At 60.5% G+C, this 13,330-nt stretch carries 12 protein-coding genes and 1 pseudogene; 8 read left to right on the top strand and 5 right to left on the bottom strand.

The window, feature by feature from the left end; genetic code table 11:
- Positions 1-59: 59 nt before the first annotated feature.
- Positions 60-944, bottom strand: a complete 885-nt coding sequence (locus tag AC1RO5_RS04235; RefSeq protein ID WP_253422244.1) for a LysR family transcriptional regulator — start codon at positions 942-944, stop codon at positions 60-62.
- A gap of 133 nt (positions 945-1,077) precedes the next feature.
- Between AC1RO5_RS04235 and AC1RO5_RS04230 the strand changes: the two genes are divergently transcribed.
- The gene (locus AC1RO5_RS04230) at positions 1,078-2,727 is read left to right on the top strand and encodes a GMC family oxidoreductase (RefSeq protein ID WP_493173013.1); all 1,650 of its coding nucleotides are present in this window, start codon (positions 1,078-1,080) and stop codon (positions 2,725-2,727) included.
- Positions 2,728-2,807: 80 nt separating this feature from the next.
- A pseudogene (locus AC1RO5_RS04225) lies at positions 2,808-4,425 on the top strand (MFS transporter).
- A gap of 66 nt (positions 4,426-4,491) precedes the next feature.
- Here AC1RO5_RS04225 and AC1RO5_RS04220 read toward each other — a convergent pair.
- On the bottom strand, positions 4,492-4,854 hold the full coding sequence (locus AC1RO5_RS04220) for a DUF427 domain-containing protein (RefSeq protein WP_493173011.1): 363 nt from the start codon (positions 4,852-4,854) through the stop codon (positions 4,492-4,494).
- A gap of 230 nt (positions 4,855-5,084) precedes the next feature.
- Between AC1RO5_RS04220 and AC1RO5_RS04215 the strand changes: the two genes are divergently transcribed.
- From AC1RO5_RS04215 to AC1RO5_RS04200, 4 genes are all read left to right on the top strand, one after another.
- Positions 5,085-7,034 carry a DNA topoisomerase III gene (locus AC1RO5_RS04215; RefSeq protein ID WP_493173009.1) on the top strand — a complete coding sequence of 650 codons (1,950 nt, stop codon included), beginning with the start codon at positions 5,085-5,087 and terminating at the stop codon, positions 7,032-7,034.
- A gap of 62 nt (positions 7,035-7,096) precedes the next feature.
- Complete coding sequence (locus tag AC1RO5_RS04210; RefSeq protein ID WP_493173007.1) at positions 7,097-7,624, top strand: GNAT family N-acetyltransferase; 528 nt, start codon at positions 7,097-7,099, stop codon at positions 7,622-7,624.
- A 537-nt stretch (positions 7,625-8,161) separates the two neighbouring features.
- On the top strand, positions 8,162-8,491 hold the full coding sequence (locus AC1RO5_RS04205; protein WP_493173005.1) for a hypothetical protein: 330 nt from the start codon (positions 8,162-8,164) through the stop codon (positions 8,489-8,491).
- 151 nt (positions 8,492-8,642) lie between these two features.
- Complete coding sequence (locus AC1RO5_RS04200; RefSeq protein WP_493173004.1) at positions 8,643-8,945, top strand: hypothetical protein; 303 nt, start codon at positions 8,643-8,645, stop codon at positions 8,943-8,945.
- A gap of 1 nt (position 8,946) precedes the next feature.
- On the opposite strand, the gene cynR is transcribed toward AC1RO5_RS04200, so the two are convergent.
- Positions 8,947-9,828 carry a transcriptional regulator CynR gene (gene cynR / locus AC1RO5_RS04195; RefSeq protein WP_493173002.1) on the bottom strand — a complete coding sequence of 294 codons (882 nt, stop codon included), beginning with the start codon at positions 9,826-9,828 and terminating at the stop codon, positions 8,947-8,949.
- Between the two features lie 118 nt (positions 9,829-9,946).
- Here cynR and cynS point away from each other — a divergent pair, with 118 nt between their 5' ends.
- Complete coding sequence (gene cynS, locus AC1RO5_RS04190; RefSeq protein WP_477811805.1) at positions 9,947-10,414, top strand: cyanase; 468 nt, start codon at positions 9,947-9,949, stop codon at positions 10,412-10,414.
- Between the two features lie 134 nt (positions 10,415-10,548).
- Positions 10,549-11,208, top strand: coding sequence for a carbonic anhydrase (locus AC1RO5_RS04185; protein ID WP_493173000.1), 660 nt, complete (start codon positions 10,549-10,551; stop codon positions 11,206-11,208).
- A gap of 118 nt (positions 11,209-11,326) precedes the next feature.
- Here the strand turns inward: AC1RO5_RS04185 and AC1RO5_RS04180 are convergent, their stop codons facing one another.
- Both AC1RO5_RS04180 and AC1RO5_RS04175 read right to left on the bottom strand, forming a co-directional pair.
- Positions 11,327-11,677, bottom strand: a complete 351-nt coding sequence (locus AC1RO5_RS04180; RefSeq protein WP_493172998.1) for a BON domain-containing protein — start codon at positions 11,675-11,677, stop codon at positions 11,327-11,329.
- Between the two features lie 123 nt (positions 11,678-11,800).
- The gene (locus AC1RO5_RS04175) at positions 11,801-13,303 is read right to left on the bottom strand and encodes an aldehyde dehydrogenase family protein (RefSeq protein ID WP_493172996.1); all 1,503 of its coding nucleotides are present in this window, start codon (positions 13,301-13,303) and stop codon (positions 11,801-11,803) included.
- Positions 13,304-13,330: the final 27 nt, after the last annotated feature.

Genomic DNA, 13,330 nt, shown 5'->3' with positions numbered 1-13,330 from the left:
CGGCCGTCATGACGAAAAAATGAGTCACTTAACCTGTGGCGAGGAACTGGGTTGCCAAGCTATCCCAATAACAAACCCTGCTCGCGCTCACACAACTCCACCACGTAATCCCACAACACCCGCAGCCGCACCGATTTGTGCAGCTCGCGCCGCGTACTGATCCAATAACTGCGCTGGATGCTTTCGTCCGGCAGTAGCGGCACCAGCTCAGGATCGGCGCTGGCCATGTAGCACGGCAGCACGGCGATTCCCAGGCCTGAGCGTGCGGCCTGTTGTTGGGCGATCACGCTGGTGCTGTGAAACACCACCTGGGGGTTGCGGCAGAAGCTGTTGAGGAACATCAGTTCCTGGCTGAACAGCAAGTCGTCAACGTAGCCGATCCACGCATGGCGGCCGAGGTCTTCGCGGCTGCGCAGGGGTGGCGAGCGGTCCAGATAGGCCTGGCTGGCGTAGAGCGCCAGTCGATAGTCGGTGAGTTTGCGGGTGACCAGCATGTCGGCGGCCGGGCGTTCCAGGTGAATGCTGATCTCCGCTTCACGGTTGAGGATGCTGACGAAGCGCGGCACCGCCACCAGTTCCACTTCCAGCCCCGGGTAGCGTTCGAACAACCCGTTCATGCGGCTGGCGAGGAACATGATGCCCAGCCCCTCCGTCACCCCGACGCGGATCTTGCCCAGCGGCGCGGTGGATTGGGTGATTTCTTCCTGGGCCAGCAGCGCGACATTTTCCATGGCCTCGGCGTGCTTGAGCAGCGCTTCGCCGGCCGGGGTCAATTCGTAGCCTTGGGCATGCTGGACGAACAGTGCGGTGCCGAGGCTTTTTTCGATGGCCTCGATGTGCCGGGCCACGGTGGCGTGGGTGGTGTTCAAGCGGCGGGCGGCGGTCAGCAAACGGCCGCTGCGCTGCAATTCGAGAAAAAACCGCAGGTCATTCCAGTCGAACATGAACCATCCTTGACGTTATGCCGTTAATAACGCTGTTTAAAAACGCACAGCAGCTGCGCAAAAACTAACATTCTTTTAACGAAAGCTAACAACTAGGATGACCGACAACAAGAACAACAATACGAGGTCAGGGATGCAGACTTCCCTTGATGAATACGACTACATCGTGGTCGGCGCCGGGCCGGCCGGGTGTTTGCTGGCCAATCGACTGTCGGCCAACCCGCAACACCGGGTATTGCTGCTCGAAGCCGGCGGACGTGACAACTACCCGTGGATTCATATCCCCGTGGGTTACCTGTTCTGCATCGGCAACCCGCGCACCGACTGGTGCTTCAAGACCGAAGCACAACCGGGTCTGCAAGGCCGCGCCCTGAGCTACCCGCGTGGCAAGGTGCTCGGCGGCTGTTCCTCGATCAACGGCATGATCTACATGCGCGGCCAGGCTGGCGACTACGATAGCTGGGCGGCCGAAGGCAATCCCGGCTGGGGCTGGCAAGACGTGTTGCCGCTGTTCAAACAAAGCGAAAACCATTTTGCCGGTGACTCGGAATTTCACGGCGCCGCCGGCGAATGGCGGATCGAGCGGCAACGTCTGTCATGGCCAATTCTCGATGCCTTCCGCTCCGCTGCCGAACAAAGCGGCATCGCCAGCATCGATGACTTCAACCAGGGCGACAACGAAGGTTGCGGCTATTTCCAGGTCAACCAGAAAGCCGGGGTACGCTGGAACGCGGCCAAGGCGTTTCTCAAACCGGTCCGCCACCGCGCCAATCTCACGGTGCTGACCGATGTTGAGGTCGACCGCGTGCTGCTGGAAAACGGCCGTGCCTCGGCGATCAGCGCCCGTTGGCAAGATCAGGCGAAAACCTTCAAGGCGCGCAAGGAAATCATCCTGTGTGCCGGTTCCGTCGGCTCACCGGGCATCCTCCAGCGTTCCGGCATCGGCCCTCGCCCGCTGTTGCAACAACTCGGTATCGGCGTTGCCCATGAACTGCCCGGCGTGGGCGGCAACCTGCAGGACCACTTGCAACTGCGGCTGATCTACAAACTGGAAAACGCCCGCACCCTGAACCAGATCGCCGGCACGCTGTGGGGCAAGATGGGCATGGGCCTGCGTTATCTGTATGACCGCAGCGGTCCGCTGTCCATGGCGCCAAGCCAACTCGGCGCCTTCGCCCGTTCGGGACCGGAGCAGACCTCGGCGAACCTCGAATACCACGTGCAACCACTGTCGCTGGAGCGTTTCGGCGAACCGCTGCACGCCTTCCCGGCCTTCACCGCGTCGGTCTGCGATCTGCGCCCGCAAAGCCGTGGGCGCATAGACATTCGCTCCGCCGACCCGCGGGAAGCGCCACTGATCCAACCCAATTACCTGAGCCATCCGGAAGACTTGCGAGTGGCAGCCGACGTGATCCGCCTGACCCGCCGCATCGTTCGAGCTCCCGCCCTGCAAGCGTTCAAACCGGTGGAATACCTGCCCGGCGACAGCTTGCAGAGCGAAGAACAACTGCACGAAGCCGCCGCCCGGATCGGCACCACCATTTTCCACCCGGTGGGCACCTGCCGGATGGGCAACGACGCGGACGCAGTAGTCGATGCTGAGCTGCGCGTGCATGGCATCCCCGGCCTGCGCATCGCCGACGCCTCGATCATGCCGCGCATCACCTCGGGCAACACCTGCTCGCCGACATTGATGATCGCCGAGAAAGCGGCGCAACTGATCCTCGAAACAACCGCAAGGAGTTTTGCCCCTGACGAAAAAGCACTGACCGCAGTCTCTTGAGTAAAGGAATAGCGGCACCCGCCCACAAGGCTGGCGCCGACAGTGGAACAACAAAAACAATCACTGTGAGGGATACCGATATGTCAGAACATGTTCAGCCCCTGGAAGCCGTCCGCAGCGCGGGCACCAGTCAGGAAACCCAGAAAGTCATCTTCGCCTCGTCCCTGGGGACGGTGTTCGAGTGGTACGACTTTTTCCTCTACGGCGCCCTCGCGGCGGTCATCAGCAAACAGTTCTTCGCCGGGGTCAACGACACCACGGCGTTCATCTTCGCGCTGATGGCCTTCGCCGCCGGCTTCATCGTGCGGCCGTTCGGTGCGTTGGTGTTCGGACGGTTGGGGGACATGATCGGGCGTAAATACACGTTCCTCGCGACCATCGTCCTCATGGGCCTGGCGACTTTCTGCGTCGGTTTGCTGCCGACCTACGCGAGCATCGGCATCGCCGCGCCGATCATCCTCGTGGTGCTGCGCATGCTCCAGGGCCTGGCACTGGGCGGTGAGTATGGCGGTGCTGCCACTTACGTCGCCGAACACGCACCGATCGGCAAACGCGGCTTCCACACCAGCTGGATTCAGTCCACCGCCACCCTCGGCTTGCTGCTGTCGCTGCTGGTGGTGCTCGGTTGCCGTTACTTCACCGGCGACCAGTTCGAAGTCTGGGGCTGGCGCATCCCGTTTCTGTTTTCGATCGTGCTGCTGGGCATTTCCACCTGGATTCGCCTGAGCCTGCACGAGTCGCCTGCGTTCGTAAAAATGAAAGAAGAAGGCAAACTCTGCAAATCGCCGCTGCGCGATTCCTTCGGCAAATGGGAAAACCTTAAAGTGGTGCTGATTGCCCTGTTCAGCATCAACGCCGGGCAAGCGGTGACCTTCTATGCTGCGCAGTTCTACGTGCTGTTCTTCCTCACGCAGTTCCTGAAAATGGACCCGGCCCTGGCCAACAGTCTGCTGATTGTCAGCGTGATTATTGGCGCGCCGTTCTTCATCTTTTTTGGCTGGCTGTCGGACAAGGTCGGACGCAAACCGGTACTGATGATCGGCCTGCTGCTGGCGACTGCACTGTACTTTCCGATCTTCAAGTCCATCGCCCACTACGCCAACCCGGCCATCGACCAGGCCAGCCGTCAGGCACCGATCACCGTGCTGGCTGACCCGGCCACCTGTACCTTCCAGTTCGACCCGGTGGGCAAGGCGAAATTTGATAGCCCACAAGGTCAAAACCTTCCTGGTGAAACAGGGCCTGCCCTACAACAGCGAAACAGCACCGGCCGGCAGCGGCGTGCAGGTGAGCATCGGTGACGTGAAGCTCGACGGCTTTGACGAAGCGGCCCTGCGCGGCGCAGTAACCCTGGCCGGGTATCCGTCTAAAGCCGACATCCAGCTGATCAATAAACCGATGATCGTGGCGTTGATCGTCGCGCTGATCATCATCTCCGCCATGTGCTACGGCCCGCTGGCGGCGCTGATGGTTGAACTGTTTCCGACCCGTATTCGCTACACATCAATGTCCCTGCCCTATCACATCGGTAACGGCTGGTTCGGTGGCTTTCTGCCGACGGTGTCGTTTGCTCTGGTGGTCTACACCGGGGATATTTTCTACGGGCTATGGTACCCGGTGGTGATTACCGCGGTGAGCCTGGTGGTGGGGATGGTGTGTTTGCGGGAGACGAAGAACGTGGACCTCGATAAAAACTGACAGCTAACAGGAGGTTAGTTTGTGGCGAGGGAGCAAGTGCCCTCGCCACAAACTGTTTTCTGCACATCAGGTCTTGAGCACCTCAAAAGTCACTTCGTCAGGATAGAACGCCACATACCCGCCAATCTGCGCAACCGACACCTTGGGGTGCTCATAACTCCATACCGCGTTGGCACTTTCATGCCCGGGGATTTGCAGGCTGTAATAGCTGGCATCGCCCTTGTACGGGCAGTAGCTGGTGTGGTCGGTGCGGGCGAAATACTGATCGGCGATGTCCTCCCGCGGGATGTAGTACACCGGAGGATAATTGGTCTCATGCATGACCAGCGCCCGAGTGGACGACGCCACTTGAATGCCATGGAACTTCACCACCACGCAGCCGGGTTGGGGCTCGATGGTGATGGGTTTAGCGGGACCAGGGGCTTTCATGGATAGGTTCCTCTGCTGCTGTTGCGCTGTATCCGTGACCCATCAGGTATACCCCATGTTTCGGCATGGCGAGCACTTCGCAGCCGAACGGAGCGTGCTTCAGTCGCAGGATTGACCGCTGTCATCAACGGCAACAGCCTAAGCTGTACATCCATACAGATAAAGATTGCTCCATCGCTCGTCAACAGCCATTCTGTGCACCTCTCGAACACTGATCGACGATGGTGGTTATGCGGCTGTACCTCTGTGAAAAACCTTCCCAGGCCAAAGACATCGCGGCCGTACTTGGTGCCAAGCGCCGGGGCGACGGCTGCTGGCTGGGAACGGACGTCACGGTGACCTGGTGCATCGGCCACCTCCTGGAAACCGCGCCGCCAGATGCCTACGACGCGCGTTACAAGCGTTGGGTGCTGGCGGATCTGCCGATCATTCCCGAAAAATGGAAAATGACCGTTAAGCCGCGCACGGCCAGCCAGTACAAGGCGGTCAAACGCCTGCTCGGCGAGGCCAGTGAACTGGTGATTGCCACCGATGCCGACCGTGAGGGCGAGATGATCGCCCGGGAGCTGGTGGAGCATTGCCGTTATCGCGGGCCGATCCGGCGGCTGTGGTTGTCGGCGCTGGACGATGCGTCGATCCGCAAGGCACTCGCGGCGCTCAAGCCGGGGGCCGAGACGTTCAGCCTCTATCATTCGGCGCTGGGGCGCTCCCGGGCCGACTGGTTGATCGGGATGAACATGAGTCGGCTGTTCACCCTGCTGGGGCGTCAGTCCGGCTATCAGGGGGTGTTGCCGGTCGGTCGGGTGCAGACGCCGACCTTGCGGCTGGTGGTGGATCGCGACCGCAGCATTGCCGATTTCGTTCCGGTGGCCTACTGGGCCATCGACGTGCAACTGCTGCACGATGGCACGGCGTTCATGGCCCAGTGGCGTGCGGCATCGGACGCCTGCGACGATCAGGATCGTTGCCTAAATCAGGCGCTGGCCCAGCAGGCGGCTGCGGCCATTGGCAACGCGGCGAGCGCTCGGGTGATCAAACTGCGCACCGAGCGCATGCGCGAAGTCGCGCCGCTGCCGTTCGACCTGGGCACCTTGCAGGAAGTCTGCTCGAAAAAACTCGGGCTCGGCGCTCAGGAAACCCTCGATATCGCCCAGGCCTTGTATGAAACCCATAAAGTCATCACCTACCCGCGCAGCGACTGCGGCTACCTGCCCCTGAGCCAGCACAGCGAAGCGCCGGGTATCCTTGCCGCGCTCAGGCAAGCCGACCCGGCGCTGAACGCCTTGCACGATTACCTGGAGCCGCAACGCCGCTCGCGGGCCTGGAACGATGCCAAGGTCAGCGCGCACCACGGCATCATTCCGACCGCCGCGGCGAAGAACCTCGACCGGCTGGTGGGCAAGCAACGGGCGGTCTATACCCTGATTCGTGCGCGTTACCTGGCGCAGTTCCTGCCCAACCATGAATACGACCGGACCCAGGCCGACTTCGACTGCGCCGGTGAAGCCTTGCGCGCCGTAGGCAAGCAGATTATCGAGCCCGGCTGGAAGCGCGCGCTGCCCGAAGCTCTCGCGCCTGCCAAGGGCCGCGAAGCACCGGCACCGCAAACACTGCCGGCATTGGCCGAAGGGCGTGACTGCGCGGTGGCCGACGTGAAGCTCAAGGACCTCTGGACCCAGCCGCCCAAGCCGTTCACCGAAGGCGATCTGATCAAGGCGATGAAGAACGTCGCCAAACTGGTGGAAGATCCGCTGCTCAAGCAAAAGCTCAAGGACACCACCGGCATCGGCACCGAAGCCACACGCGCCTCGATCATCCAGGGCCTGCTGGATCGCGGTTATCTGATCAAGAACGGCAAGGCCCTGGCCGCGACGCCGGCGGCTTTCAGCCTGATCGATGCGGTACCGCGCGCGATTGCCGATCCTGGCACCACGGCGATCTGGGAACAGGCGCTGGACATGGTGCAGAGCGGTGAAATGAGCCTGGAAGAATTCGTCACCAAACAAGCCGCATGGATGAGCAAGCAAGTGGCACGCTGCGCCGGCCTGAACCTGACCATCAGCGGGCCGGCAAGCCCGGCCGGGCGTGGCGCCACCCCGTGGAAAAACAAGCGCAAACCCGCCAAACGCAAGCCTTCGACCGGCGCCAAGCGCGCGGCGAAACCGACGGGCAAGGTTTGAGGTCTGCGAATCGAAATGGTCTAGTGTTCTTCAATGTCAGTTAAGAGACGGAAGGCACGACCATGACAACAATCAGGAGCCAGCCCTCGATAGAACTGCACGCGGCCCACCGCGACGAACTGGAAACCATCGAAAACCTGATGCAGTTCTACATGTACGATTTCAGCGAATGGCTGCCGCTGAAGCTCGGGGAGCATGGATTCTTCAACGTCCAGCCCAAACTGGACTACTGGCGCAACCCGGCTACCCGGCCCTTTCTGATCAAGGTCGACGGCGAGCTGGCGGGGTTCGTGACCGTGGATGACGAAACCCATATCGTCGGCGCCGAGTACAACATTGGCTACTTTTTTGTCAGTCGACGCTTCCGTGGCCAAGGTGTCGCGAAGTTTGTCATCTCTGCCCTCTTGAGCCGGTTCCCCGGTCAATGGCAGATTTTCCACATCGATACCAACCAGCCTGCACGGCTGTTCTGGGCCAGGGTGATACCCGAACTCACGAATGGCGAGTTCACCGTGTATCAGCTGCCGATCGACGGTTATCCCTGCACCGTTTACCGCTTTGAAAGATCGCAGCCTTCGGGGCCGGGGTAAGCGCTGCCAAAGACTCCAAGCGCTAGCCACGCTGACTTTCTAATTCCAAAACCACTTTGTCCGACAATATGTAGTGAACAAAAATATTCACTACAAAACCGTTGACGCCTCCGATTTGCCCTTGCATGATGCAGACGTCTCCCCGATCGGGAGTACAGGCAACACGTTTGAGCAAGTTCGTCTGACCGCCGAGCTGTTTTTCCCGGATACACGCTGCCCACAAGGCAGATTGAAGAAGCTGACCTGGCCTGAACGTCCAGTACAAGGGCGAGAAACGCTGGCGATCAATCCTCATGAAGCTTGTGGCCGACCCTGAAAGCGTCGGCAGTGGCCTCCAGGTTTTCGCTGCTTCTCTTCGTTGTGACGCTATTGCGTAGCAGTTATTCAACACGACTACATGCAACAGACGCGTGACCCCGTCGTATTGACGGTCGACCGCTGACGTCCTGGTTTCGGTGCCAGGGATCAACTAACCGATGGGCTACCTGTATTAGCGAATCAACTTTGAAAGATCACCAAATGGTCAAGGGGCTTACAATGAATCTGAACAATCAACCTACTATCGATGAACTGGCTCGCTTGTTCGCTGCGCAGAAAGACAGCCATGACAGCCATATTCTGTGGATCAGCAAATCGGGCCAGGTCCATATCGACTGCCTGTCGCCCCATGCCCACGAAGAAGAGTTCGACAAGAACAACCAGGACCTGCTGGCCCGACTGAAGATGTACCGTCGCGGCCAGGGCTATGTCGGCAAGAAAGCCGCGGCCGACAAGGACTTCATCGGCAACGTGCTGCAAACGCTGAAACAGGCGTGGGCATCGCTGCAGAACCAGAATGAAGTCCGGGTGATTGATCGGTTGTACTGATCTCTCCCAAACACAAGAAGGCCCCGCTCGTTTTATCGAGCGGGGCCTTTTTTTATTGTCGCGCCTGCACCACTAACTTTGCACCGGGTCAAAAGAACAGGGCTATGGTTAACAGTGCGCTGGACATCGGTTTATCCGCTGGAGGTCTGCGATGAAAACACCCCTGACATTCATGCTACTGGCATTGGCAAGTGCAGCTTATGGAAACAGTGTTCCTGGCGTTCCCGCCTTCGATGTGGACTGCCCCGGGAAAATCATGGTCCACGCCGACCAGGATGGTCCGGTGATGATCAACAGCAAAGAAGCCCAGACCAAAATGATCAATGATCGCCTTTTCGAGGCCAAGGGGCCGGACGTGACGATCTCTATCAGCATCGCGGATGACGACACGGTAGCCGTGACCTATACCAGCAAGAAAGGCGGCAATGGCATCTGCCAGTCGGTGGATGATTGATTCACACGCTGCTGCCGGCCATCACCAGGTTCGCGAACGCCACAGACGCGGCACTGTGATAGTTGTTCTTCCTACGCAGCAATGCCGCGTCGCGCCGGGGTGCTTCGCCCTGTAATTCAATCCGGCGCAATACCCGTTCCGCAGTGGCGATGGGCCCCGGGAGAATGGTGGCCATTGGCGTGTGGCGAATGACCTCCAGCAACGTACTCACCGAGTTCACCTCGATCGCCACCTTGGGTGTGATGTGCTGTTGCCGAAAATACCCGTCGATCGAGGATCGGGTGATGAAGTCCGGCGTCAGCAACGCGAATTCCAGTTGCGCCATCTCCTTGGGTGATAGCGGGTTCTGCCGTTCGTACAACGGATGATGCTGCCCGACCATCACGCCCAGGGTCTCGACAAACGCCGGCACACACTCGATGTCGGGGCTCCTCACCGGGGTGAAGGCAATGGCAATGTCCAGCGAGTCATCAAGCAACCCCGCCTCGATGTCATCCATCGACAACTCGAAAATCTGCAGATGGATGTTCGGAAACTTCGCCGCGTAATCGCGCACCAACGGCCCCACCAGATACGCCATGAATGTTGGCGTCATGGCCAGTCGCAAGGTACCGCGAGACAAGTCCTTCACGTCATGCAGCGCGCGTTTGCCCGCTTCCAGTTCCACCAGCACCCGCCGGGCGCATTCGATATAGGCCTGCCCCGCGTCGGTCGCTCTGACCGTGCGCGAGGTGCGATCGAACAGGCTGACACCCAGGGTTTCCTCCAGCTGCCGGATCTGCTGGGACAACGTTGGTTGGGAGACGTGCAACGCCTCGGCGGCGCGGGTGAAGCCGCCGTGGTCGGCGACCGCCAGCAGGTAGCGCAAATGTCGGAGCAGCATGGGGCTCATCATCTATAGGCAGGACTTATGCAAAGCATTGTATATCGATCTTGGACGCTATGAATCAATCAACCGAAGATGGCTCCACTTTCCAGCCACAACCGATAGGAGTCACACCATGCAACAGTCCCACGCTTATCAGGACCCAAGTCTGACCCTGACCACTTCGATCCTCGATGCCAAGGCGCGCAAGAATCTGTCCTGGCAGGATCTGACCGACGGCACCGGCCTGGGTCTGGCCTACGTCACCGCCGCCCTGCTCGGCCAGCATCCACTGCCAGAAGCCGCCGCCAGAGTGATCGGCGAAAAACTCGAGCTGGACGCCGACACCGTGGCCCGCCTGCAAATCATCCCGCTGCGCGGCAGCCTGTCGGGTGTTCCGACCGACCCGACCATCTACCGCTTCTACGAAATGATCCAGATCTACGGCACCACGCTCAAAGCCCTGGTTCACGAGCAATTCGGCGACGGCATCATCAGCGCAATCAACTTCAAGCTGGACCTGAAAAAGGTCGAAGACCCGGAAGGCGGCTCCCGCGCCGTGATTACCCTGGACGGCAAGTTCCTGCCGCTGCGTCCTTTCTAAAACACTGTAGGAGCGAGGCTTGCCCGCGAAGAGGGAGTGTCAGTCAACATTGATGTCGTCTGACACACCGCTTTCGCGGGCAAGCCTCGCTCCTACAGGCATTAACCCCCTCATTCATTGCAAGGAAGTCCGCCATGAAAGCGCTCATCGAAGGTTTATTGAAATTCCAGAAAGAAGCGTTCCCGCAGCGTACCGACCTGTTCAAACACCTGGCCACCACCCAGCATCCCGGCACGTTGTTCATCACCTGTTCCGACAGCCGCGTGGTACCGGAACTGCTGACCCAGCAAGAGCCCGGCGAACTGTTCGTGGTGCGCAATGCCGGCAATATCGTGCCCTCTTACAGCCCACATCCAGGAGGTGTGTCAGCTACGGTGGAATATGCGGTCGCGGTATTGGGCGTGACGGACATCGTGATCTGCGGGCATTCGGACTGTGGCGCCATGACCGCCATTGCCCAGTGCAAATGCATGGATCACCTGCCCGCCGTCAGCGGCTGGTTGCAGCACGCCGAGTCGGCCAAGGTGATCAACGAGTCCCGCCCTCATGCCAGCGACGCGGCCAAGGTCAGTTCGATGGTGCGGGAAAACGTGATCGCCCAACTGGCGAATATCCAGACCCACCCGAGCGTACGCCTGGCCCAGGAAAAAGGCCTGTTGAACCTGCATGGCTGGGTCTATGACATCGAAACCGGCTCGGTCGATGCCCTGGATGCCGGCAGTCACAGCTTCGTGTCGCTGGCCGAACATCCGGATGCTTGCGCCGTGCACGGCAAAACGGTCGAAGCCGCCTGAAGGTGTCGACCGCACAAGCTGCACCAGGCTTGGCGCAGCGTTACAAAGTGGACAGGCGCGCTACTGCGCCCGTCCTCGTTTCCCGGCCGGGAAGGTGCCACTCACACGATCGCCCTTGTTATTTGTCGTCCGTCTTGGCTGACGATTGTGGCCGACGTTCAGGTGTGTCTTCAGCGTTTGGCGCTTCTGGAAAACTGCCTGGCGTGAACACGTGAGTGAGCAATTCGCTGGCATCGATGTTGACGACACCCGGAACTGTGCGGGCCAAAGCAACAGCCAGCTCGCACTGTCTATGGGTATTGACGCGACCGCTCAATGCCACCGCACCCGCATGGGTTTTGACATGGACATTCAGGCCAAGGGTGGTATCGGCCAATGCCAGGGCCGACTTCACCCGGGTGGTAATCCACGTGTCGTGAACGACCGTTTCCAGACCATGGGAGTAATGTTGGAAGTCATGAAGTTTCATGGCGCAATCCTCTCACACGTAATCAGATGCGCTGTCCGTCCCCGCGCAGGCACGGACACACAATAAGTATAGCGCGTGCCTGCGCCCGGAGAGCCGACGAAGATCCCACAGGTTTTGCGCGTCTCAGCGTTTGACTGACAGGCTCGTCTGGGTCATGCGGCTGCGGATCGTGAACACGCCATCGCCCGAGAGAATCGCACTGCGCGCAAACAGGCGGCCACTTTCCCAGTTCGAGAGCCCCAGTTCCGGCTTGTTCAGCGCGTACTGTCCGTCGACCCAGCGGGTGATCCCGTTGCCGACAAAAGGCGCGTTGACCGCGTTGTAGAAATGCGCCTGCGCCTGCGCATCTTCACTGATCAGCGACACGGTGAATTGCGGGCTGTAGCGGTTGAACAAGGCGATGGCCTGATCCAGGTCGTCGACGATCTTCAGGCTGACTTCCGGGGTTTCTTCCCACTCCCACTCGCGGCCCAATTGGTCCTCGGGCAGCGGTTCGGCCTGTGCTTCGGTCTGATAGCCTTCGGCGCGGTACACCTCGACGCTCGCGGTGCGCCAATCGCTCGGCAAATACTGCTCGCTACCCTCGACGATATGCAACTTGCTGCCCTGGCCCCGAGCGGTGCCGGCCTGTTGTAGCGCATTGAGAAACAGCGGCACCAGTTCGGCAGCGCGGTCGCGATGGATCAGGCAAACGTTCAGCGTGTTGCAGACTTTGCGGTCCAGCGAGTTGCGCACCACGGCGGCGAAGCGCTGGGCATCGGCGTCTTGGTTCGCGATCAGCCAGGCGCCGCCGGTGCCGTGCAGGCTGACGGCGGTGCCGGCCTGTTGCGCGATGCTGCCCAACTGGCTAACCGCACGCCCCGAACCACGGGCCACGGCCAGTGACAGGCGCCGGTCGGCGAACATTGCCCAGCCGGCGGCGTGATTGACACTTTCGACCAGCGACACTGCACCGCTCGGCAACCCGGCATCGGCCAGTGCCGGATTCAACGCATGGGTGACGATGGCTTGGGCGGTGCCCAACGCGTCGCTGCCAATGCGCAGCACCGCAGTGTTACCGGTACGCAATACACCGGCGGCGTCGGCGAAGACATTCGGCCGGCCTTCGAACACAAAAGCGACGATGCCCAGCGGCGAAACCACCTGCTCGACTTTCCAGCCCTCGTGCTCGACACAGCTCACGACTTGGCCGCGGGTGGCCGGTGCATCACGCCAGGCCCTGAGGCCTGCGATCATGTCGCGACGCATGCGCTCATCCGCCAGCAATCGCGTGGTGGAACGACCGCGCGCCTTGGCCCGCTCGATGTCGGCCAGGTTGGCGGCCGCAATCAAGGCCCAGCATTCCGGGGTTTCCAGGCGTTGCGCGAAGCGATCGAAGAACTCGCTGATGGCGTGATCCGAAACACTGGACATCGCGGTGAACGCTGATTCGGCGCGCTCGATGGCGACCGCTGCCGCTTGCTGATCCACCACCGGGATCAGCAACAACTCGCCGCTGACCTGCTCCACCAGCAGATGGTCGCCGGGCTGGAAGCGCGCCGCCAGTTCGGGGCTGACGACAGTGACACGATTACCGGCAAAAGGGATCGGCGTGCCAGCGACTAGACGTTCGAGCGCAAGAGACATGAAGCGGTTTCACCATGCAGGGGGCGG

It is taken from the genome of Pseudomonas sp. GW822-FHT02G04 (genome assembly GCF_058802085.1).
The sequence above is the reverse complement of the archived record's forward strand: the minus strand, read 5'-3'. Positions and strand labels throughout refer to the sequence as shown.

Coding starts and splice junctions, on each gene's coding strand:
- AC1RO5_RS04235 (WP_253422244.1), bottom strand. CDS start 944: ATGTTCGACTGGAATGACCTGCGGTTTTTTCTCGAATTGCAGCGCAGC.
- AC1RO5_RS04230 (WP_493173013.1), top strand. CDS start 1,078: ATGCAGACTTCCCTTGATGAATACGACTACATCGTGGTCGGCGCCGGG.
- AC1RO5_RS04220 (WP_493173011.1), bottom strand. CDS start 4,854: ATGAAAGCCCCTGGTCCCGCTAAACCCATCACCATCGAGCCCCAACCC.
- AC1RO5_RS04215 (WP_493173009.1), top strand. CDS start 5,085: ATGCGGCTGTACCTCTGTGAAAAACCTTCCCAGGCCAAAGACATCGCG.
- AC1RO5_RS04210 (WP_493173007.1), top strand. CDS start 7,097: ATGACAACAATCAGGAGCCAGCCCTCGATAGAACTGCACGCGGCCCAC.
- AC1RO5_RS04205 (WP_493173005.1), top strand. CDS start 8,162: ATGAATCTGAACAATCAACCTACTATCGATGAACTGGCTCGCTTGTTC.
- AC1RO5_RS04200 (WP_493173004.1), top strand. CDS start 8,643: ATGAAAACACCCCTGACATTCATGCTACTGGCATTGGCAAGTGCAGCT.
- cynR (WP_493173002.1), bottom strand. CDS start 9,828: ATGCTGCTCCGACATTTGCGCTACCTGCTGGCGGTCGCCGACCACGGC.
- cynS (WP_477811805.1), top strand. CDS start 9,947: ATGCAACAGTCCCACGCTTATCAGGACCCAAGTCTGACCCTGACCACT.
- AC1RO5_RS04185 (WP_493173000.1), top strand. CDS start 10,549: ATGAAAGCGCTCATCGAAGGTTTATTGAAATTCCAGAAAGAAGCGTTC.
- AC1RO5_RS04180 (WP_493172998.1), bottom strand. CDS start 11,677: ATGAAACTTCATGACTTCCAACATTACTCCCATGGTCTGGAAACGGTC.
- AC1RO5_RS04175 (WP_493172996.1), bottom strand. CDS start 13,303: ATGTCTCTTGCGCTCGAACGTCTAGTCGCTGGCACGCCGATCCCTTTT.